This window comes from Neochlamydia sp. AcF65 (assembly GCF_018342435.1).
Classification (GTDB): Bacteria; Chlamydiota; Chlamydiia; order Chlamydiales; family Parachlamydiaceae; genus Neochlamydia.
Window position 1 is genome coordinate 25,369 of the sequence record NZ_JAEMUE010000047.1, and the last position, 22,250, is coordinate 47,618.

General features: G+C 37.7%; 21 protein-coding genes and 1 tRNA gene. 16 read left to right on the forward strand and 6 right to left on the reverse strand.

Annotated features, from left to right (window positions below; translation table 11 throughout):
* The first annotated feature begins 120 nt into the window (after positions 1 to 120).
* Entirely contained in the window at positions 121 to 2,022 is a 1,902-nt protein-coding gene (locus NEOC65_RS06125; protein ID WP_213156051.1) for a DNA topoisomerase IV subunit A, read from the forward strand.
* A 13-nt stretch (positions 2,023 to 2,035) separates the two neighbouring features.
* On the forward strand, positions 2,036 to 2,644 hold the full coding sequence (locus tag NEOC65_RS06130) for a regulatory protein RecX (protein ID WP_213156052.1): 609 nt from the start codon (positions 2,036 to 2,038) through the stop codon (positions 2,642 to 2,644).
* 378 nt (positions 2,645 to 3,022) lie between these two features.
* Here NEOC65_RS06130 and NEOC65_RS06135 read toward each other — a convergent pair.
* A protein-coding gene (locus NEOC65_RS06135) for an IS5 family transposase (protein WP_249299089.1) occupies positions 3,023 to 3,890 on the reverse strand; the annotation gives its coding sequence in 2 pieces (ribosomal slippage) (positions 3,023 to 3,485 and positions 3,484 to 3,890; 870 coding nt in all).
* Between the two features lie 649 nt (positions 3,891 to 4,539).
* On the opposite strand from NEOC65_RS06135, the gene NEOC65_RS06140 reads away from it, so the two are divergent.
* From NEOC65_RS06140 to NEOC65_RS06160, 5 genes are all read left to right on the forward strand, one after another.
* Positions 4,540 to 4,812, forward strand: a complete 273-nt coding sequence (locus tag NEOC65_RS06140; protein ID WP_213156053.1) for a hypothetical protein — start codon at positions 4,540 to 4,542, stop codon at positions 4,810 to 4,812.
* A gap of 188 nt (positions 4,813 to 5,000) precedes the next feature.
* Complete coding sequence (locus tag NEOC65_RS06145) at positions 5,001 to 5,270, forward strand: hypothetical protein (protein WP_213151256.1); 270 nt, start codon at positions 5,001 to 5,003, stop codon at positions 5,268 to 5,270.
* A 6-nt stretch (positions 5,271 to 5,276) separates the two neighbouring features.
* Positions 5,277 to 5,621: a hypothetical protein gene (locus NEOC65_RS06150; RefSeq protein WP_213156054.1), complete on the forward strand. Its 345-nt coding sequence runs from the start codon at positions 5,277 to 5,279 to the stop codon at positions 5,619 to 5,621.
* 65 nt (positions 5,622 to 5,686) lie between these two features.
* Complete coding sequence (locus tag NEOC65_RS06155) at positions 5,687 to 6,619, forward strand: RluA family pseudouridine synthase (RefSeq protein ID WP_213156055.1); 933 nt, start codon at positions 5,687 to 5,689, stop codon at positions 6,617 to 6,619.
* A 622-nt stretch (positions 6,620 to 7,241) separates the two neighbouring features.
* Positions 7,242 to 7,499 (forward strand): KH domain-containing protein, encoded by a 258-nt coding sequence (locus tag NEOC65_RS06160; protein WP_039386287.1) that lies wholly within the window; start codon positions 7,242 to 7,244, stop codon positions 7,497 to 7,499.
* 340 nt (positions 7,500 to 7,839) lie between these two features.
* On the opposite strand, the gene NEOC65_RS06165 is transcribed toward NEOC65_RS06160, so the two are convergent.
* Positions 7,840 to 7,912: transfer RNA gene (locus tag NEOC65_RS06165), tRNA-Arg, on the reverse strand.
* A 658-nt stretch (positions 7,913 to 8,570) separates the two neighbouring features.
* Between NEOC65_RS06165 and NEOC65_RS06170 the strand changes: the two genes are divergently transcribed.
* The 6 genes from NEOC65_RS06170 to lptB all read left to right on the forward strand — a co-directional run bounded on the left by NEOC65_RS06170 (position 8,571) and on the right by lptB (position 15,046).
* Complete coding sequence (locus tag NEOC65_RS06170) at positions 8,571 to 9,971, forward strand: ATP-binding protein (protein WP_213156056.1); 1,401 nt, start codon at positions 8,571 to 8,573, stop codon at positions 9,969 to 9,971.
* Positions 9,972 to 10,564: 593 nt separating this feature from the next.
* Entirely contained in the window at positions 10,565 to 11,152 is a 588-nt protein-coding gene (folK, locus tag NEOC65_RS06175) for a 2-amino-4-hydroxy-6-hydroxymethyldihydropteridine diphosphokinase (RefSeq protein ID WP_249270140.1), read from the forward strand.
* Positions 11,101 to 11,922: a 3-deoxy-8-phosphooctulonate synthase gene (gene kdsA, locus NEOC65_RS06180; RefSeq protein WP_213151264.1), complete on the forward strand. Its 822-nt coding sequence runs from the start codon at positions 11,101 to 11,103 to the stop codon at positions 11,920 to 11,922. The genes folK and kdsA overlap by 52 nt, the downstream gene beginning before the upstream one ends.
* A gap of 64 nt (positions 11,923 to 11,986) precedes the next feature.
* A complete protein-coding gene (locus tag NEOC65_RS06185; RefSeq protein WP_213156057.1) occupies positions 11,987 to 12,772 on the forward strand; it encodes a hypothetical protein in 786 nt (261 codons plus the stop codon).
* On the forward strand, positions 12,769 to 14,313 hold the full coding sequence (locus NEOC65_RS06190; protein WP_213156058.1) for a hypothetical protein: 1,545 nt from the start codon (positions 12,769 to 12,771) through the stop codon (positions 14,311 to 14,313). The genes NEOC65_RS06185 and NEOC65_RS06190 overlap by 4 nt, the downstream gene beginning before the upstream one ends.
* Entirely contained in the window at positions 14,306 to 15,046 is a 741-nt protein-coding gene (gene lptB, locus NEOC65_RS06195; protein WP_213151270.1) for an LPS export ABC transporter ATP-binding protein, read from the forward strand. Before NEOC65_RS06190 ends, lptB begins: the two co-directional genes overlap by 8 nt.
* Positions 15,047 to 15,176: 130 nt before the next feature.
* Here the strand turns inward: lptB and ndk (NEOC65_RS06200) are convergent, their stop codons facing one another.
* Both ndk (NEOC65_RS06200) and ndk (NEOC65_RS06205) read right to left on the reverse strand, forming a co-directional pair.
* Positions 15,177 to 15,626, reverse strand: a complete 450-nt coding sequence (gene ndk, locus NEOC65_RS06200) for a nucleoside-diphosphate kinase (RefSeq protein ID WP_213156061.1) — start codon at positions 15,624 to 15,626, stop codon at positions 15,177 to 15,179.
* 73 nt (positions 15,627 to 15,699) lie between these two features.
* Positions 15,700 to 16,134, reverse strand: a complete 435-nt coding sequence (ndk, locus tag NEOC65_RS06205) for a nucleoside-diphosphate kinase (protein ID WP_166156392.1) — start codon at positions 16,132 to 16,134, stop codon at positions 15,700 to 15,702.
* 97 nt (positions 16,135 to 16,231) lie between these two features.
* On the opposite strand from ndk (NEOC65_RS06205), the gene NEOC65_RS06210 reads away from it, so the two are divergent.
* From NEOC65_RS06210 to NEOC65_RS06220, 3 genes are all read left to right on the forward strand, one after another.
* Entirely contained in the window at positions 16,232 to 17,476 is a 1,245-nt protein-coding gene (locus NEOC65_RS06210) for an aminopeptidase (protein WP_166156389.1), read from the forward strand.
* Positions 17,477 to 18,123: 647 nt separating this feature from the next.
* Entirely contained in the window at positions 18,124 to 18,723 is a 600-nt protein-coding gene (locus tag NEOC65_RS06215) for a hypothetical protein (protein ID WP_213156059.1), read from the forward strand.
* Positions 18,724 to 18,872: 149 nt separating this feature from the next.
* Positions 18,873 to 19,250, forward strand: a complete 378-nt coding sequence (locus tag NEOC65_RS06220) for a hypothetical protein (protein WP_166158474.1) — start codon at positions 18,873 to 18,875, stop codon at positions 19,248 to 19,250.
* Between the two features lie 312 nt (positions 19,251 to 19,562).
* On the opposite strand, the gene NEOC65_RS06225 is transcribed toward NEOC65_RS06220, so the two are convergent.
* Together NEOC65_RS06225 and NEOC65_RS09985 are read right to left on the reverse strand one after the other, a co-directional pair.
* Positions 19,563 to 21,086: an Ig domain-containing protein gene (locus NEOC65_RS06225; protein WP_213156060.1), complete on the reverse strand. Its 1,524-nt coding sequence runs from the start codon at positions 21,084 to 21,086 to the stop codon at positions 19,563 to 19,565.
* Between the two features lie 187 nt (positions 21,087 to 21,273).
* Positions 21,274 to 21,408 (reverse strand): transposase, encoded by a 135-nt coding sequence (locus NEOC65_RS09985; RefSeq protein ID WP_502710354.1) that lies wholly within the window; start codon positions 21,406 to 21,408, stop codon positions 21,274 to 21,276.
* Positions 21,409 to 22,250 lie beyond the last annotated feature (842 nt).

The following is a 22,250-nucleotide window of genomic DNA, read 5'->3' on the forward strand; positions in this document are numbered from 1 at the left end:
ATTTCAACTGGTTTGTTAAAATAGATTTATTATTTTTTATTAGGGTTTTTATTAAGCCTATATTTTTATTGCCTATTAGCATCCCTAACCTATCTAAATAATTATTGAGTATAAAATTTTATGGACGACATTAAGCAACTCATGCAGCTTAATTATCTTAAATATGCCTCTTATGTGATTTTAGATCGCGCCATTCCTAATGTAGTAGATGGTCTTAAGCCGGTGCAGAGGCGTATCTTATTTACTTTGTGGATGATGCATGATGGCAAATTGCATAAGGTGGCCAATGTAGCTGGCCAAACAATGGCCTACCATCCCCATGGTGATGCGCCTATCGTGGAAGCTCTAGTAAACATGTCTAATAAAGGTTACCTGCTAGACCAGCAAGGAAATTTTGGTAATATGTTCACGGGAGATCCTGCAGCAGCAGCACGTTACATTGAGACGCGGCTTTCTGATTTAGCTCAAAGCACCATGTTTAATCCTGAACTCACCCAAACGATTCCTTCGTATGATGGGCGGCATCAAGAGCCCATTTCGCTTCCTGCCAAAATTCCTTTAGTGCTTATGCAGGGCGCTGATGGTATAGCAGTAGGAATGGCAACCCATATTTTACCTCACAATTTTGTAGAGCTGCTGGAAGCCGAGATTGCTATCTTAGAGGGACGCGAGTATACGATTGTGCCTGATTTTCCTACTGGCGGCATCATGGATGCTTCAGAGTATGAGAAAGGTAAGGGTAGAGTCAAGTTGCGTGCTAAGATAGAGATACGAGATCCTAAGACCTTGGTGATCACCGAGATTTGCTATGGAACTACCACAGAATCACTAATTCGCTCGATTGATGAAGCAGCCAAGAAAGGCAAAATTAAAATTGATTCAATCAATGATTACACCGCTGAAAAAGTAGAAATTGAAATCAAATTACCTCGTGGACAGTATGCACCCGACCTTATTGATGCCTTACATGCCTATACTGAATGTGAAATAATATTGAATTCTTCCCTGGTGGTCATTAAGGATAATTTACCTTGGGAGCCTACTGTTAATGAAGTCTTAGAGTATCATACCGAATTGCTACAAGGTTATCTATCTCAAGAGCTAGAAATTGAGCGTAAAAAACTTTATGAGAAAATTTTTAATAAGACTTTGGAACAAATCTTTATTGAAAATCGCCTTTACAAAACAATAGAGAATATCTCTTCCTACGATAAAATTCATGGAGCGATAGAATTAAGCTTAGAGCCTTTCCATCCCCAACTTTCTCGTGTCCCTACTTATGAAGATCGCGAAGCTTTGCTGAATATTCCCATTCGACGTATTTCTCGTTTCGACTTAAATAAAAACCAAGAAGAAATTGCTGCTACACGCAAGCAACTAGCAAAAGTAGAAAAAGATCTTAAAGATATTAAAAAGTTTACGATTAATTACATTCGAGGAATAATTAACAAATATGGCAAAGCTTATCCGCGTACAACACAGCTACAAGCTATCCAACAAGTAGATAAGCGTGCTATGACTCTACGCAATGTTAAAGTAGGGTTTGATCCTGTTTCAGGATTTATTGGCACTAAAGTAAGCAGCAGTAATCTTTTTGAATGTACAAATTTTGATAAAATTTTGCTTATGTTTAAAGATGGTACCTACACTGTTATTAATATACCTGAAAAGCAATATGTTCATCAGGACGGCAATAAAGTCGTGTATGCCGGTATTGCTGATAAGAAAACCGTTATAAATGTAGCCTACAAAAACCCTCAAACTCATATTTGTTTTGCTAAACGCTTCATTATTACTCAGTTTATTTTGGATAAAGTCTATACTTATATTGAAAAAGGAATGGAGCTACAGTATATTTCTACTGCAGAGCAAGCCCATGTAGAATTGCAACTTATTCCTAAAATTAAACAGAAGCAATCTAAAGTCCTATTTGATTTTGCTAACACCACCGTTAAAAGCGTTTCTTCTAAAGGAATCCGTATGGATCAAAGGCCTGTAAAAAAGATCGTTCTCATGAAGTGAGTAGGGGAGCCCCATGAAAATTAGTTGCTTGCCCAAAGAAGGATCTCGCTTGCTAATGACGGTACTTATTGAAGAGGAACCTTGGCGAGATATCCATACCAAAATATTCGGGCGCCAACCCTTGCTTCCAAAAAGCGATAGCTTAGCAGCCTTTCAAGAAAAATTTAAAAAGTTAGAATATGTCAAAGCTAAAAAATATGCTTTAGATTGCCTAGCCATGCGCAGTTATCTATCTATTCAAATGAAAAAATTGCTAAAAAGAAATCTAGTTTCAGAGGAAACTATAGAAGAAATCTTGCAAGAGTGTACACGCCTAGGCTATTTAAATGATAATGATTGGCTTGAAGGATTTGTTAAAAGGCAATTGGCTCGTCATATAGGGCCTCAACGAATTATCTGTCAGCTGATGAATAAAGGAATATCTCGTTTAGAAGCCCATAGATATGTAGAAATGTATGCTCAAGCCAATGCTTCTCAGCAAAGTATTCAGCATTTAATAAATACTAAATATAAAACACGCAATCTGGCTGATTATAGAGAAAAACAAAAAGTTTTTGCCGCCCTTATCCGTAAAGGGTTTGATATTCAAGCGGTAAAAGATGCATTAAAAGTAGAAGAATAATAAGAAATTTTCTTGAAGATCAAACCTTTAAGCACTTGTTGCTCTTCTCTCTCATCTTACCCCTTGCCTTGACAAGTCTCGGACGCTTGATAAGCTCTTCCCAAAAGAAAGGCTTGCGTCCTCACTCCCATCCATCCTAAAAAAATCTCCTGGCTACCCATCCCACGTTTATGTTTAATGAATAGGGCTAAATTGTATGTCTAATTTTTCGGAAGAGCATGACGCCTCCATCAAAGCGGAGCCCCCTTATCTTCTCGAAGGGGAATGTAACACGAATCTCTGAGGAGATATAGCATAAGAACTCTGAAATGTTTTGCTCAGATGCCAACTAATCTTTAAAGCAAGAATTCAAAACTTTTCAATAGGCTTCTTGAGTAATTAGATTTCAATTTCATAGTTGTAGATCATCGCAATAAGATTAAAGCGCAAACCAAACCTTCTTCTTCGATTTCTGTATCTATCGCTTATGATTTTAAATTTTTTCAAACTCCCAATCACATTTTCGTTTATTACTCTTTCCGAAGATATTGCTTGGTTTTGCTTTTTTTCTTCCTGAGTTAACGCTTTTCTCTTTCTAGATTTTTTTGATAGCCTAGAGTTTCTTCGAAGTTTTTTTATACCTGTATATTCACTATCGGTTATCGCGCAGCGGTTATCAGTCCAGCGCACCTTAATTTCTTTAAACAACTTATAATCATGCTTTTTACCATTGCTAAAGGCCGTACAAATAACTTTCCTACTCTTCTTATCGACCACCACCTGACTTTTTAGGGTATGCCTTTTCTTTTTTCCTGAATAGAAATGCTGCTGCTTGTTGTTGCGATTCCTTATCTTTTTTTTCTTTAACTCTCCTCTTAGGTCGCTCTACAGGTGATTCTGATGCATCTATAAGCACTCCTTCGTATTCACTATCCTTTTCCAGAAGAGCTTTCTTTCCAGGAAGTGAAAATTCCCCACTTTTAATTAATGTGTCTTTCACCCATCTACATGCTCGATAACAACCACTTTCGCTCAATCTATAACTTCTACCTAAATGAAAATAAGTTCGATATTCTCTTAAATACTCCAACGCCATCAAAAGCTTGTCTTGGATACTTAGCCCGCCTCTTCTTCCTGCTCTTCTGTATCTTCTGTTTTGTGCTTCTATTAAAACCTCGACCATTCTTTCAAATGTTTCACGCTTTACTCCTGTCAGCCTTCTAAATTGTTCGGCAGACAGTACTTTAAGCTTCTCATATTTTTCCATATCTTTTTCCTTAGTTTAAAGGATAAGAAAATAGCAAAAATTTATTTAAGCAAGAAGTCTAATTTTTAAAAAGTTGGCAGGTAGGGGGAATGAATTTCATTTAGCACATGAGTATTTCATGCTGAATCTTCCTTAATGGGTCCTCGTGGCCTGGCTGTTTTTGCGGAAACAATATAATGATTCAAAGAATCACGCCATTAGATCTATCTATTTGATCAAGCTCAATCCGCCCCCATATTCTTTCTAAAAGAAAAGTTTTCGTTCAACTTGAGATAAAAGATGACTCTCGTTCACTTTTTGAACGTCCTTATCTTAAAAGCAAGAGTTTGTATTTGTGGGCCAGTAAATTTCATACTTTTTTCTCCTTTCTTTTTCGCGCTAGTGCCTATAAAAAAATTCACTATCTTCATCTTCAAGGATTTATGAGGAAAAGTGACGGGGTTAAGGAAAAAGCTTCCGGAAGAGCCTTAAGTCGAATGGTTAATCAATTTTATTTTTAACTGCAAGATTATTAAAAGTAACAATTTGCGCAATTATTAAGATGTTCCCTATCTTATATAATTTAATTTTCTTACAAAGAGATGAATGTAAAATAATAATTTGTTATAATAAATATTAGAGAGATAAAACTTTTTCCGGAAGGTACACTATGAGTGAGACTATCATAAATTCTAACTCTGCTGCAGTGTCTTCAGCAATAGTAAGCTCTGCTACTCCCTCTTCGACTGGGTCTGAGAATAATGCCTCTACAGGCGTTCAATCAGGGAATATCAGCAGCTTATCAGATTTAAAAGAGCAATCCCCTGAAGTTTATTCTGCCATGATGCAAGGAATTGCGATGAATATATGCAGTAGAATGGCCCAACAGCAAGCCCATTTAAAGCAGATACAAGAAGAAGCTCGCCGTGCCTCAGAAGGCTAAGAGCGGGCAGGCGCAGCATAAGCTAGCTCGATTTTTAAAATTTTTTATCGCTTAAATTTTTTAGCATGGTTAATTAGGCACTTATATTAAACTTAAGAAAGTTTAATGCTAATTTGTTTGGTAAATTCTTCATTCTTTTGCTATAATTATGAATTAGGAAAGATAAACTTAAATTTTTAAGGAGAAATATGGGAGTAGAAAAATCCGAGGCAGCCCCTAGTGCCCCTGCTGCAGAGGCTATGAATACTTCTTCCTCTACCACACCTTCCTCTATGGGCGCCTCCCCACAAAATAGTGAGCGATTTGCAACTATTAGCAGCATGTCTGATCTTAAAGAAAAGGCTCCAGAGATGCATAAGGCTATGATGCAAGGCTTAGCCATGAACATCTGCAATAGCATGCAAAAACACCAACAGCGTTTTAAAGAGATTCTTAGAAAAGGCCGCAGCCAACAATAAATAATAATGAGTTTTATTATCCCCTCACTTTTTCTTGGCTTTTTAATAGATGATGCCTTGGCAAGGGCCTTAGAAAAAAATACTCCTGAATACCTTCATTTCTTCCTTCAGCCAGGCAGTGGATATCTAGAAGAAGTCACTTATCAAGAAGAGCGCTATATAGGCAAATTCGTTAGTAACGAACAAAATGTCGGGCAATTAGAGCTTTTAGAAGCTCATATTTTTAGCCTCTTAAAGAAGCTAGCCCCTGATTACCATTATACTCCTTCTAATCTAATCTTATTTGCCCTTCCTCAAAAGGAAGTCACCCCGCCGGTTATTTCTTATAAAAACAAAAAAAGGAAAGCTTAAAAAAAAGCTATAGAAATTTTCATTAGCTGTTAAGGCGATTTTCCTCCAATAAATATAAGTTTCGCATGAAAAACGATGAAAGTGAATGTATTATAATCCGCGAGGAGGAAAAGGGAGAACGTTTGGATAAAATTCTTTCCCAGCGTTTTTTAGGCGTACATTCTCGGACATATTTTCAATATTTAATAGAACAGGGAAGAATTTTTGTTAATGGCGAAGTAGTCAAAAAACGTTATCGACCCTCAGTAGATGACGAAATCCATATCCATTATATCCTTACTCCTGAAATTGGACTGCAACCTGAAGCTATTCCTTTAGATATTATTTTCGAAGATAAAGATTTGATTGTGGTCAATAAACCGGCAGGTATGGTTGTACATCCTGCCCCTGGTCATCCTACTGGTACCTTCGTACATGCCCTCATTTATCATTGCCAGAATCTACCAAAAAATCAGGTAGAGGAGCTTTATCCTCGTCCGGGTATCGTTCATCGCTTAGATAAAGACACTTCTGGCTTACTAGTGGCTGCCAAAACTACTGAGGCTCATACCCGTTTAATTGAAATGTTTTCTAATCGAGAAATTTATAAAGAATATTTAGCTATCTGCTTAGGTAATCCTGGTAGTCAGGAAATTAAAAACTTTATTGGACGACATCCTATTTTCCGACAAAAGATGAACGTTCTAGAAGAGGGAGGACGTCTGGCCATTAGCGTGTGTGAAACCAAAAATCATTCCGGTCCTTTTAGCTTAGTACAGGTCAATTTAAAAACCGGCAGGACGCATCAAATACGGGTTCACCTGCAACATGTAGGCGCTCCTATTTTGGGTGATCCTATCTATGGAAACCTTCCGATAAATAAAAAATATGGCGTTGATAGACAACTTCTTCATGCCCATATTCTTCAATTTAAGCACCCCATTAAAGGCCACTTTTTAAGTTTTAAAGCAGACATACCTTCGGATATGAGAGTGTGGGTGGAAAAATTAATGAAATAAGCGGGGGTGGGGAAAACTGCGACTGTAGAGAGCCGAAAAAGCTAGCATCAAAACTTAAGAGAAAAATGGCTAGAAAATTTAAAAAGAACATGGGCTTCGACTCACCCATTAAAATGATTGAAGTGAAGTGAATAAAACAGCTGGTAGGCAAATTTACCTTCTAAGAGGCTTTAAGGTAAAAGGGGAGAAAAAAGCGTTAACTAGTTAACTATCAAGAAGAAAGCTTTAATGATTAGCTAGTTTGCTGTCTATAGAGATTACAAAAAAAGTAGAAGGCCAGCTTTTCTAAGGCCGCTTCTTTGCCTTCAGCAAAAAATTTCTTTATGAAAACTTTCTAGCTAAAATAAGAAAGGAAAAGGGATAGATGTTCAACCCTTTAAAGTTGGCAATCGCAAGCCAATTGATTTAATTAAGGAGAGGCTCATTTTTAGCGAAGAGGCGCTTTCTTAGGAGGGGGTAATCAAAGCTTTTTTTATAAATTACTCCTTTAATAGATATACAAGTTTTATGTAGATTTATAAAAATAATTGGGATACCCTAAATGTAAGGGCAGAATAAGGGCCATGCAAGTCTAAATTTGGAAAACTTTTGTCAAATATACATATTGAAAAAGGATCGAACTATGAAAGAATTTGTAGCATACATAGTCAAGAATCTGGTCGACCATCCTGACAAGGTAAAAATTAATGAGATTGGTGGAACACAAACTTTGATTATTGAACTATCGGTTGAAAAATCTGATATAGGAAAAATCATTGGTAAAAAAGGTAAAACGATTAATGCCATTCGTACTCTTTTAATGTCTGTGGCTAGCCGCAATGGCATTCGTGTGAATCTGGAAATACTTGAAGATGGTAATCCAGTTAAGCAGGAAGGCTAAAGAAAAGGTGGAGGGTAAGTTTGTTATATGGGCTATCCCTCCTTTACTCGGCATCATCCGCTTTAGCTAGCAGTAAAAGCAAATGTTTCTTTATTTTTGCAAAGATTTATTAGCTGAATCTTTTCGCTTTACTCACGATTGTTTTTTTAAACTTCTCTATTAGATTTCTTGAAATTCTATACCCCTATAGTTTGCTTCTCTGTTTCAAATAGGCGCTTGCTAATCTGCTGGAATTATCCCTAAATCAGGGAAAAAATGATTGCCTAGAATTTAAAATGCTTCTTTACAAAGTTTACAATGTAATCAAAGATTAAAGAAAAATAGAAAAGGGAAGTAAAATTGGACCGAGTAGGATTCGAACCTACGACCACCCGCTTAGAAGGCGGGTGCTCTATCCACTGAGCTATCAGTCCAAAACAAGTAATAAAATAATACAGTAATCTCTATCTTATTTTCAAGTTCAAATGGATAAAACGTCAAATAAAGATAGGAAAAAGTGTTTGGTAAAAGCCCTTATTTTTTTCTCCATACCACTCACCTATAGAACCAGGTCTTTTGCACTTTTTATGGCAAGGAATATAAATAGCTTAATTGAAAAGAGAGGGAGTGGCATGCTTTTGAGTTACTCCTGATGCACCCCCCTCCTTTATAAAATACTTTTTGCTAAGCAGAGAGGCAGCTTTCAGAGGGTTGGGTATGCAGGCTAAGTTTTTTTAAAGCGTATTATATGTTTTTCTTTCATCAGCAAAAAACTTTTTAAAGAAAAGTATAGATGTGTGTTTTAGACATTCTCTTTAAGGCGAAATTTTTTATAAAGGAGCCAGAAGAGATAAGGATTATCCTCTCTATCATTTTTTATACGACTGATTTTACAATTTTTTGTCGTAAAAAGTGTCATAAAAATGTCGTAAAAGATCATTCTAGGCAGGGGTTAATTCGATAATGGATACCTTTTTTGATCCCTTTCTGTAAAATCAGCCTTATTTCTAAAGGGAATAAATAGGGGTTGAAAAATTATGTTATTAAACATTATGTTTTTAAGCATAATGTTTAATAAGCAAAAGAGTGGATATGAAATTTATTAATCGGCAGCAAGAGCTGTCTCGCTTGGATCGCTTAGCTAATAGCGAGGAAGCAGCAATGGCCGTTATTTGGGGAAGAAGGCGAGTGGGAAAGACGCGTCTACTTTTAGAATGGGCTCATAAATACCAGAGTGTTTACTATACAGCAGACGAATCAGCTCCCGCCATCCAAAGAAAATATTTTGCTTTAGCCCTCCAACAAGCTTTACCAGACTTTGCAGCCGTTGAATATTCAGATTGGCATTCTTTATTCATGCGATTAGCTAAAGAAGCGATGTATACAGGCTGGCGCGGTCCCTTAATAATTGATGAACTTCCTTATCTTATCTCCTCATCTCCTGAATTGGCTAGCGTTCTGCAAAAATTTATTGATCATGAAGGGAAAAAAGCAAAAATAATTGTGGCACTAGCAGGTTCAAGTCAACGCATGATGCAAGGCGCCGTATTAGATGCTTCTGCGCCTTTGTTTGGTAGAGCTAGCGAAATTATCAAGCTGGGGCCTATAGCTGCAGGGTATATGGCAGAAGGGTTAGATATCAAAAATCCTCGTGAAGTGGTAGAAACATATTCTATTTGGGGAGGCATCCCCCGTTATTGGGAACTAGCAAATAACAATAAGGGATCATTTTTTGAAAATATTGATCAGCTGGTTTTAGATCCTCTGGGAGCCCTAAACGATGAGCCTAATCACTTGCTTTTAGAAGAAGCTGCCATAAGTTTAAGGCCTATTTTAGACGCCATGGGCCTAGAAGCCCATCGTCTATCAGAGATTGCTGCTCGCATTGGGCAGCCTGTCACTTCTTTTATGCGCCATATTCAACGCTTATTAGAACTGGATTTAATTGAGCGAGAGATTTCTTTTGGTTCTAGTGAATATAATTCTAAACGTACTCTTTATAAAATAAAAGATCCTTTCCTGCGCTTTTGGTTTGAAATTGTAGCTCCTCAGCGCAGTTATTTTACCCAGATTAGCTCGGCCCTACGTCAAGCTTATCTTAAAAATTCCTTTCAGCCTATATTTTCTGTGGCATGGGAAGACCTTTGTCGAGCTGCGGTTCCACGTTTCCCCTATCAATTGAGCAATATTGCTTTTGGAGGGGCAAGTCGTTATTGGCATAAGCAAGATTCAGAATGGGATATATTAGCTAATTCAGTCGAAGGTAAAGCTTTATTTATTGGAGAAGCAAAATGGATAGCAAAACCCCCTTCGACTCAGTGGATTTATAAAACTATTGAAGAGTTAAAATATAAAGGTCTTCCACCTACAGCTAGGCAATCTAATAAGCAAGTTGTCTACGGATTATTTATTCCCGAAAAGCCTAAGGACTTAGACTTACCTGAAAATATACAAGTAATTGATGCTAATGAAGTGCTACAAGTTTTAAAGTAGGCATGAGGGGGTTTAATAAGTTAGGAAAAGAGAAACTTTCGCCTCCTTTTTTTCTGCACCAAAAAAACTCAAAACTTAGCTTTATTTATTAATCATCCCCCTCACATCAGCACTGAATGTGGCTGGCAAGCCATTCCCATTTCCATCTTCTTGCCATTTATCCCATATTGATAAGGCCGCGCATCTTGATCTCTCTTTTGGCCTTTTAAGAAAATCATCCCCCGGGATTCCCTAGTCAAAATCCAAAATAAGTGGCTACAAATCTTTTTTTGGATCGTATAAGACTTTTCCTTTACAATTTTTGGAGAGCTTTCTGGTAAAAAGAAGAGATAAAATCTATCATTGCATCTATAAGTCCTTCAAGTCGCCTTGGCAAGAGCATTCCCCTGTTTAAAAAAGAAGAATATCTATCATGCAAAAAATCCTTCAACACTATGCGGATTGGTTCAAGATTTATAATTTGTAGCAGTATTTTAAAGCCTTTGGGCAAAATCCATTTTATTCCCCCTTAGAAAAGCATTTTTGCTGGATAAATTTAAGGGAGATCTTTATGATGAGAAGACAATAAATTTTCTAAAGCCATTAAGGTTGAAATGCATCTGCCAGAAGTTTTTGTGGGCTTAGGAGGCAATGTGGGAGATAGCTATGCGATTCTATGCCATGCTATAGAAAAAATGGCTGCTCTTTCTAGCATTTACGATTTAGAGGTTTCTCGCTTTTATTGTACAACACCTGTAAGCTCTATCTCTCAAAGATTTTATATCAACGCTGTTTGTCGCTTTAAAACAACTCTTTTACCTCAAGAACTGTTAAGACAGTTGCAGTCTATTGAGATAAGCTTAGGCAAGCAAGCAAAACCTAAAGAAGCTCCTCGAATAGTGGACTTAGATATTTTATTTTATGGAAGGGAAATAGTGAATGAACCCGATCTACAAATTCCTCATCCTTATTGGCAGGAAAGACTTTTCGTTATAGCTCCTTTAGCTGACCTGGTTACTCACTTATTTGTTCCTCAACTGGGCCATTCTCAATCTCTAGAGCCCTTTAATGTAAGGAAATATCTTCAAAAATTTCCTAATATTCATCAAGAAACTGTCACCCCACTTTTAGAAATTTCAAGGAAAAATTTATGCAGACTATACCCTTTAAAAAATTCTCTATCGGTAAAGGACAACCCTTAGCTATTTTGTCAGGCCCTTGCGTTATTGAAAGCGAAGAGCATTGCTTAGCAACGGCAGAAGCACTTAAAAACTTATTTTCTAAGCACAATATTAATCTTATTTATAAGTCTAGCTATGATAAGGCCAACCGCTCTTCTTACCAATCTTTTCGCGGACCAGGATTGGAAGAAGGTTTACGCATTTTAGAAAAAGTAAAAAAAGAACTCGATTTACCCATTGTGACCGATGTGCATTCGCCCCAAGAAGCAAAGGCAGCAGGTCAAGTGTGTGATCTAATTCAGATTCCTGCTTTTTTGTGTAGGCAAACCGATCTTATTAACGCAGCTGCCCAAACAGGAATTCCTGTTACTGTAAAAAAAGGGCAGTTTATGGCTCCTTGGGATATGCTTAATGTGGTAGAAAAATTCCGTGCGGCTGGCAATGAAAACATTATCTTAACTGAGCGCGGAGCTACATTTGGCTATAACAATCTAGTCTGTGATATGCGAGCGATCCCTATCATGCAGGGATTTGGGGTGCCCGTGTGTTTTGACGCTACCCATGCAGTACAATTACCTGGAGGGTTAGGAAATCAATCAGGGGGACAAAGAGAGTTTATTCCTATCTTAGCCAAAGCCGCTATCAGTGCAGGGGCTAATTGCTTATTTATGGAATCTCATCCTCATCCCATGGAGGCAAAAAGTGATGCTTCTTCTGTTTTAGATTTTAAAGATTTGCCTGCTTTGCTAACTATACTAGAAAAATTATATGATTTGATCCAGGGCAACTAAATCTTATTGCTTAAGCATGCCAAAAAAGCTTTTAAAGCTCATATCAATCAAAGAAACTTAAGTCATGGTCAAAAAACATTCTTTTTCTCCTCTTGCATTCTCACCTAAATGTCAGCATGTCTCTTTGCTTTCTCCTCAGTTTGCGTTGATAATCTTGCTTATGGTAGCCTTATTAAGCGGAATAGCCTGGCAAATAGGGCATGTGAATGAAAAAGACGAGCTAGAATATCGTCAACTGCTTGCTGCCTCTCAATCTTCTAAGTCTGCCATGCAGCTAAATTCTTATACAGCACGCCAAGAAAGAGAAGGTGTTCAAAAGGATATCTATTTTTACAAAAGAGGCGAGCGTTTACACATGCGTTTAATAGCGGATGCCGCTCAGCTGCTTTTAAAGCAACAAGATCTTCATCCTCAGGTAGTAGAGCATATGCAAAATGTTAAATGCTTGATGCAAGAAGAGCTTTATTACCTTCTTCCTGATGGGGGTGAAGCTATTTTACAACCTGATGGGCAATTATGTTTACGTTCCGCTCCTGTCTCTCCTCTTTCCTCTTCCTATTGCCCAGAAAGTAGGTTGGAATGGCGTCCTATGCAACTTTTACGCTTCATAGAAGCAGAGACAGCCGAGTATCATTATAAAAAAGATCTTCTAATAGCTAAAAAAGTAAAAATGAAGCGGTATGCGATAGCGGGTCATCAACTAAAAGAATTAGTAGGACAGGAAAAAATTTTAATGCAAGGAACAGCAAACAAAGTCGAATTTTCTTTGAAGGGCAAGGAAGAAGCTTTTCATTTAAAGGCCTATCATTTTAAAGCTAAACTTTTTGATCAAAACGGTAGGATTTTATGAGAAAATATTTCTTCTTATTTTGCCTTCTTTTCAATTGCCTGCTTGCTGAAGAATCAACACCTTGGAGTGTTGAAGCAGAAAGTGTCCATTACAATGGAGAATTAGCTCATCTATGCGGCAAAGTGCTCCTTGAACATGAATTAGGAAAGGTGAATGCTCAAGAGATAATTATTTTTCCCGCAGAAGAGGCTAAGAAAAGGAGTGTTTCCAGCCTTAAAATAGTCCAAGGCGCTGAAATTGCCTTGCAAGATGGTGGTCAGATGAGCTGCTCGGAAGCCGAAATAGACGCTCAAAACTTGGTAGGAAAATTTTTGAATGGGCCCAACCATGAATATGTTGTATATAAAGAAAACATTCCAGAAAAAGCTTCCCTTCTTACTAAACCTCTAGAAATTAAAAGCCATCAGCTGACCATCTATCTGCAACGGCAGGAACAAGAGGGGAAATCTTTTCTTGCTATAAGTGAAATTTCCGCCTCTCCTAACGTGACTATCAGTTACAATCATGAAATTTTCGCACAAGCTGATTATGGAACCTATAAAAGAACAAAGTCACCCTTTGTTCTAGATAAGCTGAACACCGCGCAAACTAAGAGGGTGGGGGTCATATCTTTGCAAGCTGATAAATCATCAGGAATTTGTCGCCTAAGTAATCCCAAAGGAGATTTTATCAATGCTCAGAAAATTGACTGGGATGTTTTTAGGCGGCAATTAGAGTTTGATAAACCTAGCGGCTCTCTTTATACAGGCACAGCCAATGAGCCTGCCCATAGAATAAATTTTTCCTGTGCGGCCATGAGCTGGGATGAGCAACAAGATATTCTTACTTTATATCAGCAAATTGAAATTGATTATTTAGGTTTAGGCAAATTGACAACCCCTGAAAAGGTTTATATATCCAGACAATCAATAGATGCAAGCAAGCAAGTCAGTTTAATTGAATGTAGAGGTCCTTCGGTTTTAAATTACCAAGACCAGACAAAAAGCCTAGAGTATACTCTTTCTACTTATCATAAGCTTACAGTGGATCGAAAGTTAAGACAGGCTCATCTGGAAAGTCCACGGGATGCTAATGCCCACGTTATGAAGGGCCAGCAGGTACATCTTACAGGCTCTATAGGTGAGATATATGCGGATGAAGCTTTTATTTATTATGATGAAATTGCCCAGCAGCTAAAGCCAGTAAAATTATTTCTTAAAGGTAACATTTGGTTACTTAAACGCAAGGTTAATGACAAAGAAAAGCAAGAGCAATTTTCCCATCTAGCCCTATCTGATCGCTTAGAATATAATATAGAGACCCAAGAAATGTTGTTTTTGTCGGATTATGGGAAACGGGTGCTTTGTATTGATGGGTCTAATCATTTGCAGATTAGCGCGCCTTCTGTAAAAGTGCTAAAAGATCCTTATACGAAAAAAGATAGGGTGCAAGGAATAGGCGATGTTCGTTTTAATTTGATAGAAAAGGAATGCAAGATGTTGCAAGAACGGTTTCCAACTTTTGAAGCAAAAATAGGTATAGGTATCTTAAGTCATGCATAATAACGAGCATAACATATGTTTGGATGTTCAGAATCTTCAGAAAAGTTATAATGGGCGTAAAGTCGTTAATGGCCTATCTTTCTATGTTAAAAAAGGAGAAATCGTAGGACTTGTAGGTCCTAATGGAGCAGGTAAGACCACGGCTTTTTATATGACTGTAGGGCTTATTCGTCCTGATGCAGGCACTGTATCCTTTAATAAATATGATGTCACCCGTTCTGCTATGCATATGCGCGCACGTATGGGAATGGGCTATCTAGCTCAGGAGCCTTCTGTTTTTCGTTACCTAACTGTTGAAGAAAACATTATGTGCATTTTAGAGTGCTTGCCCTTAACTAAAGCAGAGCGTAAATTACGCTTGGAAAAGTTGTTACAAGAACTTCATCTTGAGTCTTTAGCCAAGAAAAAAGCTATAGCCCTCTCAGGCGGGGAAAGACGTCGCTTAGAAATTACTCGAGCCCTTGTGACCGATCCTACCCTTTTAATGCTCGATGAGCCTTTTGCTAATATTGATCCTTTATCGGTTCAAGAAGTCAAACAGATGGTTTCACATCTAGCGCAGAAAAATATCAGCATTTTAATTACAGACCATAATGCACGTGAGATTTTTTCTATTGTCGATCGTAGCTATCTAGTGAGCGAGGGAAAAGTCATCCTATCCGGAACAGTCGATACTTTAGTTAATGATCAGCAGGCCCGCCGTACCTACCTTGGAGACGATTTTAAATTATAAAAGGCCGATAGAGCTGCTAGGCATTAAATTTTAAAAAAAGGGCAGCGGGGAAAAAAGGATAAAACGCCAGGTTTGACCCTTCTATCTCCGCTTTTAATTTCTTACCCTTATTGTAAAAGTCTATAGATGCTTACTTAATAGGATTGACAATCTCTTCGGGTTTAAAGAAGAAAGCAATTTCTAGTTTAGCATTTTCTACTGAATCTGACCCATGGACAGTATTTTCTGTGACGGATTTAGAAAAATCTGCACGAATAGTGGAAGCAGCAGCTTTAGAAGGGTCAGTGGCACCCATTAATTGACGATTTTTAGCTATAGCATCTTCGCCTTCTAGTACCATCACCATGACAGGCCCGGAGCTCATCATGTTGATAAGATCTTGGTAAAAAGGGCGATCTTTATGGACTGCATAAAATTGACCCGCTTGCTCGGCAGTCAAATGGAGCATTTTTGCAGCTGAAATTTGTAAGCCATTTTTCTCAAAACGTGCAATAATTTCACCTACATGCTTATTCGCGATACCATCAGGCTTTATCATAGATAAAGTCTGTTGAGGAGAAGGATTAACATCCGCAGCCATTAGCGAAAAAGGAGTTAAACAAGCAAATAGAAAAAATAGGGTCGTCCTTAACATAGTGAATGTCCTTATAGTTTTAACGGGTATGAGGGCAGATTTCAGTGCTTTTAAAGAAATAGTTAATTTCGGTTTGAGCATTTTCAGCAGAATCTGAACCATGTACGCAATTTTCATCGATGGAGTGGGCAAAATCTGCACGAATAGTGCCTGGAGAGGCTTTCTTGGGATCAGTAGCTCCCATAATTTCTCGGTTTTTAAGGACAGCCTGGTTACCTTCTAATACCGTAATGAGTACAGGACCTGAAATCATAAAGCTAACAAGGTCTTTAAAAAAAGGACGCTCTTTATGAATAGCATAAAACCCCTCGGCTTCCTGCTGGCTTAAATGTTTCATTTTAGCAGCCACAATCTTTAACCCATTTTTTTCAAAGCGAGCAAGGATTTCACCTATCTGATTTTTACCTACAGCATCTGGCTTAATGATGGAGAGTGTGCGTTCTTGTGATGTCATTCTTCTTTATTTCCTCCTTTAAAGGTTATTAAATAAAAGGTAGTATAGCAAACTTGAAAAAAATACACACTATTAAACCATTTTGAGGCTTAAAAAAATGATGGATTTTAAACAAAAACTCTATACTTATGCCCAGTTACTGATAGAACATGGCTTAAATGTACAAAAAGGACAGATTGTTAACATTACAGCAGAAATTTGCCATCGTGAGCTTACCCATCTGCTTTGCCAAATAGCTTATCGCCGAGGAGCCAAGCATGTGAATGTAGATTTTATTGAGCCTCGTTTAATAAGAACTCGCCTCTTGGATTCGATAGAAGACGATGATCTAGCGTATGTGCCTCACTATCTTAGCCAAAAATATGAAGAATTTGTAAAAGAAGGAGCTGCTGTCTTACGATTGATTGGTAGTGAACTTCCCGATAACCTTACAGATTTAAATCCTCAAAAAATTAACACTCTCTCCAATAGTAATTTTAAAGCTCTTAAAAAATATTATACTGAGGGGGTAAGTAAGTCGAAAGTTCAGTGGACAGTTGCCGCAGCAGCTACGCCGCAATGGGGAAAAAAAGTTTTTCCTGAACTTGAGGAAGCAAAAGCTTGTGAAGCATTATGGGAGCAGATTTTCAAAATTTGCCGGGCTGATCAACCTAACTGCCTTGAATTATGGAAAACACATAATAGTATCTTGCAAGCACGTGCTAAGCACCTGACTAAAATGAAAATTCGCGAATTGCATTTTACAGGCCCAGATACCGATCTAAAGGTTTTTTTAAGCCCGCAAGCTCTGTTTGTGGGAGGGGGAAGCCAAGGACCTAGAGGGGAATTTGAGCCTAATATTCCCACAGAGGAGTGCTTCACTACGCCTGATTATCGTCTAACCACTGGTAAAGTAAAAGTTACGCGTCCTGTGCTTGTGAATGGTAAAATAGTTAAAGATTTGCATTTGGAATTTAAAGAAGGCAAGCTTGTTCATTTTGAGGCTAGTGAAGGGAAAGAAAATTTTGCAAGATATATCGATAACGATGCAGGCTCTCGCTTTTTGGGCGAGGTGGCTTTAGTAGGAACAGACTCTCCGATATTCCAAACGGGTAAGATATTTGAAGAAATCTTGTATGATGAAAATGCCGCCTGCCATATTGCCGTGGGTTTTGCCTATAGTATGTGTATAGATGGAGGCCCTTTAATGTCGCCTGAGCAGCTTGCAGATATAGGATGTAATGTAAGTACCGTACATGTCGACATGATGATTTCGGATGAGCATGTAGATGTGGAGGCAACTACCTATGAAGGTAAAAAGGTTAAGTTGATCTGCAAAGGGCAATGGATGCAAGGGTTGTAAATGGGTAGCCGCCAATCTAAATTAAGAGAGAGGAATAGCAAGAAGGTATGTTTGACATTTGATAGAAAAGGTTTAAAACTTTTCCTTAAGTTATCTTTTGTAAAATGTAAAACTAAGCAAGAAAAATAACAAAAAAGGATAAGCTAGCAACTTTAAATAGAAACTTTACTTTCGTTTTTTTGGCGGTTTTAGTCTTTCTAGCTTACAGGGCTTTTTTACATGGATGCAGAGTAACCGCAGTGAGCTATTCTGGATAGATTAAATGAAGAGGTTTATCCTGAATGTTTTTTTCTAGCAGAGCCTTGCAGCGGGTGGATTTCATTTACTTCGCTAAATTTTTGCTTTTTCGCAACTAGAGCTTTTTTTCCACCAGCATTTATTTATAATTTTAGCGGCAACTTTGTTTTTAAATTTTTTTAAAATTTCCTAGGTAAAAGTTTACTAGATGACTTGTAATAAATTTTTGTTAACGCATTAGAATGATATAGTTCGATTTCTTCATTACTTGAATGAAAAATAATTAATTTTCTCATTAAAGCAGTTTTTTTTCTTGAAATTAATATTTCTATTCTTTATCTTTTTGTTTTAAAATACCTATTAGGTTAAGTTTAGTAATCAATATTTTTAAAAGATTGAGGGAATAGAATATGGTAGTTCATATAAATATGACAGCATTTACCGATGCCGCAGGGCAAACTTCCAATGTGCTCAATACGGGGGATATTACCTCAGTAATCAGCCATATTGACGCCTCTAACGCTACTCTTACAAATAAATTCATCGCTTGTATGCAATGTCTTTCTCAAACGCTTAATAGTGATGGGCCTTTTCAAGGAAAGTGTGAAAGCAATTTAAAGGAAAAAATTTTTGATCTAGCTAAGAAAAAACCTGCCGAGGCGCAAGAAGCCATCAAGGATAGCACGATTAGGTATGATGAGAAGCTTTCTTCTACAATTAAAAAAGTGAAGTATTTATCAGCTGGCGTCTGGAGGATCCCTGGGGGCAACTATGTGAGAAAACTTGGTCATCATATCTTTGAGACCTATGGGAATAATAGGAATTTGGGTACTACCTACCTTTTAGCAGGTGCAACTGTTACCTTTACTCGAGGTGTATCTTCCATATTTGCTTTAAATGCTACCGATGGCGGGCAAGGAGCTGGCAGCGCTGATATGTTCATAGGAGCAAGCCTTATGGCCTTTCCCCTAGTAAACTGTTTTATTAAAGCGAGGGGGGATGAACCTTAAAACTTTTGATAGACTGTCTTTACAAAAAAGAATATGATAGTTTTAACTCCAGCGTGTAATGAAAGAGCAATTTCTAGTTTCTTAGCTAAAAAGAGTAGAGTTTTGCTCTAATATTTTTATTCATTAACCTATAAAAAAGAGAGGAAATAATGAATTATATTTTTAGTTTATTTACTTCATGTGGAGTCCACTCTTATCAAGAGTATGAGGTCTTAGAAAAAAAAGATGAAGATAGAGGAATAGAAGAACTGCGCCAATGGATAGAGACTCATCCTGTTAATTCTTCCATTAAAATGTTAGAAAGCGCCAAAAAGCTTGATAAGTATACGAATGAATTAATGAAAAGCTTAAAAGAAGTACCTTTGACTAATTCTAACATTGACTTATTGAAAGATCACTTGATTCTTCTTGCTAAGGAAAATGACAGTGTAAGACGAAGATTAATAGACAAAATTTCTAATCTTAAAGGCGAAAAATCTCTCCTCGAAGATTTGCAAGTTAAATTGATTTTTACATGTGCTCATTGAAAATGAGGGGGAAGGGAGTGGGCTAATACTTATAGCCAGCCCATGCCTAAGCAATAATTTAAACGGACAATTTTGTATTGAGGCATAAAAAATCTCTACTTCCCGGCTCTTTCTCAAACCTTCCTATTCTCCTATCTATCCTCTTTTTTTATTTCTTTCTATAAACTTTTTCATTGTGAGACGGGGCCATAGCGATTTAAGAGATGAAGGCGAGACGCCCCCTGCTAAAGGGGGCGATGCCCATTATTCTTTACCCTCTTGTATGCTTTTTTCCAACATTTAATTTTTAGCTTATCAAGCTAAAATTCCTGCTTAAGCTGAATAAAATGTTAGAACAAAGCTTTGGCTGGTTGAACCACAGGGCGTAGTTCCTGTAATGGTCACCTTAAATGTAGGTCCCGATCCTTTTGAAAGCCCTGTGATTACCCCTGTTGTGGGATTAATGGATGAGTCAGAAGGTAGTCCTGTAGCCGTAAAGGTGAAGGGCTCACCGTTTGGACTAAAAAAATGTCCGGTGACTTGATTTAAGGTATAGGGGTCACCGCTAAGTACAGCCAAATTTACTGGATTCTCCAGGGGGGTGGAGGTAGGCGGAACACAAGGAAAGTCAATGGTAAAAGATTGGCTTACACTTGCACAAGCATCACTAGCTGTAGCCGTGATGACAATGTTATATACCTGATTGTCTTGTAAACCTATCCCTGAGATGAGTCCTGTTGTTGGATTAATACTTGCCCCTGTCGGTAATCCGGAGGCATTAAACGTTAAAGCTCCTCCACTGGGATTGCTAAAATAAGAGCTGATATCAAAGCTATAAGGCTCATTACCTGAAAAGCTAAAATTAGGAATAGGAGAATGATTTAATTCATGGCAGGAGGGAGGCGCAATCATTTTCTTTCTTTTTTCTTCCGCAATGGCTAACACTTCAGGCATATAAACTGCGGGTGCACTCACCCAGCCTGCTAAAGCAGGGTTACAATAGCAGGGGGTGCAGGCACTGGCATCCATTTGTTTTTGCGTTCCAAAAGCGTAGGTAAGCTCGATACCCGCAGTGGTAAGATTGGGAAGGTGAGATTTTCCTTGCGTATGCGCGCCAAATAATCCTACGGTCAATCCTGTCCATTCGGGCTGAGACCAGCTTAAACGTACCTTTCCATAATTATAAGGGCGTTTGAATTCGGCTAAGAGATCAAGAAAAAAATGGGAAGCAATTTGCTGCTGATAGCCAAAGCTTGCCCCCAAGCCAGATAGATGTTTTCTAGATCTATATTTTCGACGGTAGCTTACCCTGTCAAAATCTGCATCTACCTGAAAGCGGCCGGAATACCAAGGGGTTATGGTTATCCCTAGGGAGCCTCCATAGCTGCTAGAGCCAGCAATACGGCGCCAGTAAAGAAAATCTTCACATCTCTTAGGCTTTAAATTGTGAGACGCGGCGTAAGAGTAATAGGCTGTAGCTTCAACCTTATTGAAAAACTGATGATAAAAATCATGCTGATATTTAGCGCCAAGAGCATATTGATGCATCCAACGTTCTTTTTTCCCGGTAGAAAAACGATAGCCTAATCTTTGCGTTAAATATTCAGCTGAAAGCTTGAATCGATCTTCATGGCTGTAGAGCCAACCTACTGTTCCATTGGCACGATAATTCCTCCTGCCTACTTCCCCAAAAAAAGCTATAGCTGTTTCATCGGTGGTAGGGCGAGGCGCTAAGGCTAATTTAAAAGTAGGAATCAAGGCGTTTTGAGTTCTTCCTCTAGCATGATCACAGCTTTGGCTGTATAAATGGCTATAAGCTGCCATGATCACCAGCAAAAATGTTAAAAATTTTTTCATTTTTTTATCCCTTATTTTTTTGGAATTTTCCTTTTAGAGTATTTTTGTTTTTGGCGTCAAAGTTTTTTCTTAATAAAAGTTTACTTAACACGAGTTATCGGATAAGAAAGCACTTTAAGTTTGCTTCAATTCTATCTAAGCTCTAAGCCAATTCATTAAACATTTTGCCAAAAATGTTTTAGATAAATCAGAGACAGGGGCCTTGGATCCTCACATCTCCTGGCGCTAGCATATAAGTAAAAATTTTTCCTTTATCATTAACAATTAAATGTAGTTTGAAGCCACAGAAGTGCCTGATAGAGGCTTTTCCTCTTTTGGTTATTTTTTTTTAAACTTGGAAGGGAATGGATGCGACGATTATGGCATACTATCAATAGATTAAAATCAATAAACGAGATGCCTCTATACTCTCTTTAAGCAAGCTTGTGAATAAACAAAAAGTGGAACTAAGCATGTTTTCATTAAAATGATGAACTCATGGTAGGAAAGAAGATGCGGAAAATATTTCTTCAGCATTTCCTTATCCGATAACTCGCGTTAATTAAAGAAGTAGGAAGAGTGCGCCTGGTGCTAAAAGTTATATCCAAGAAAATATGGGCAGTAGGCGTTTTCTACCCCTCAATACACCATATTTTCGTCAGAAATCTCCCCAATGTGTTGTAAGATAAAGGAGCCCTGCAACTAATCTTATAGGCCTAACTGGTGGGCCTATTTTTCTGCAAACACCTTATCAAATTCTTCCTCTGGCTGCTTCCATACAATCAACTTAAGATAGCTTAAATAAGAGAATGATTTTGATTGAGTTCGCGGCTAAGGCGTAATTCAAAAAGGTGACCCTATGGGTCATCTAAATTGTGTGGTTTTATTGTAAACTTTGCAAGAAATTAAGAGCTTTGTCAGCCATTCCCGCAAATAAAAATTTTAACGTTATTTAAAGATAATCCTAAGGTCTACTTATCTAAAAGCAAAAGGGTACCTTAGGCTTTCTTTGCCGACGTTAATATTTAGTTTAAATTTAAGAATTTCTACACTCAAGGGTTCAAAGGGCACTTTCAAGCTTTTTTTTGTTAAGAAGTATTCGGAGTAAGTCTTGCTCCTTTAAATCCATAGGCAATTGAGTGATAAAGATCTTGCCAGCTATCGATAAAGTAAGAGACAAAAAAA

Bases quoted from the DNA above. Each gene is read 5' to 3' on its own strand.
- NEOC65_RS06160 (WP_039386287.1), top strand. From the start codon at position 7,242: ATGAAAGAATTTGTAGCATACATAGTCAAGAATCTGGTCGACCATCCT.
- NEOC65_RS06220 (WP_166158474.1), top strand. From the start codon at position 18,873: ATGAATTATATTTTTAGTTTATTTACTTCATGTGGAGTCCACTCTTAT.
- NEOC65_RS06125 (WP_213156051.1), top strand. From the start codon at position 121: ATGGACGACATTAAGCAACTCATGCAGCTTAATTATCTTAAATATGCC.
- lptB (WP_213151270.1), top strand. From the start codon at position 14,306: ATGCATAATAACGAGCATAACATATGTTTGGATGTTCAGAATCTTCAG.
- NEOC65_RS06215 (WP_213156059.1), top strand. From the start codon at position 18,124: ATGGTAGTTCATATAAATATGACAGCATTTACCGATGCCGCAGGGCAA.
- NEOC65_RS06225 (WP_213156060.1), bottom strand. From the start codon at position 21,086: ATGAAAAAATTTTTAACATTTTTGCTGGTGATCATGGCAGCTTATAGC.
- ndk (WP_166156392.1), bottom strand. From the start codon at position 16,134: ATGACATCACAAGAACGCACACTCTCCATCATTAAGCCAGATGCTGTA.
- NEOC65_RS06170 (WP_213156056.1), top strand. From the start codon at position 8,571: ATGAAATTTATTAATCGGCAGCAAGAGCTGTCTCGCTTGGATCGCTTA.
- NEOC65_RS06130 (WP_213156052.1), top strand. From the start codon at position 2,036: ATGAAAATTAGTTGCTTGCCCAAAGAAGGATCTCGCTTGCTAATGACG.
- NEOC65_RS06210 (WP_166156389.1), top strand. From the start codon at position 16,232: ATGATGGATTTTAAACAAAAACTCTATACTTATGCCCAGTTACTGATA.
- NEOC65_RS06155 (WP_213156055.1), top strand. From the start codon at position 5,687: ATGAAAAACGATGAAAGTGAATGTATTATAATCCGCGAGGAGGAAAAG.
- kdsA (WP_213151264.1), top strand. From the start codon at position 11,101: ATGCAGACTATACCCTTTAAAAAATTCTCTATCGGTAAAGGACAACCC.
- NEOC65_RS06150 (WP_213156054.1), top strand. From the start codon at position 5,277: ATGAGTTTTATTATCCCCTCACTTTTTCTTGGCTTTTTAATAGATGAT.
- folK (WP_249270140.1), top strand. From the start codon at position 10,565: ATGCATCTGCCAGAAGTTTTTGTGGGCTTAGGAGGCAATGTGGGAGAT.
- NEOC65_RS06190 (WP_213156058.1), top strand. From the start codon at position 12,769: ATGAGAAAATATTTCTTCTTATTTTGCCTTCTTTTCAATTGCCTGCTT.
- NEOC65_RS06140 (WP_213156053.1), top strand. From the start codon at position 4,540: ATGAGTGAGACTATCATAAATTCTAACTCTGCTGCAGTGTCTTCAGCA.
- NEOC65_RS06145 (WP_213151256.1), top strand. From the start codon at position 5,001: ATGGGAGTAGAAAAATCCGAGGCAGCCCCTAGTGCCCCTGCTGCAGAG.
- NEOC65_RS06185 (WP_213156057.1), top strand. From the start codon at position 11,987: ATGGTCAAAAAACATTCTTTTTCTCCTCTTGCATTCTCACCTAAATGT.
- ndk (WP_213156061.1), bottom strand. From the start codon at position 15,626: ATGGCTGCGGATGTTAATCCTTCTCCTCAACAGACTTTATCTATGATA.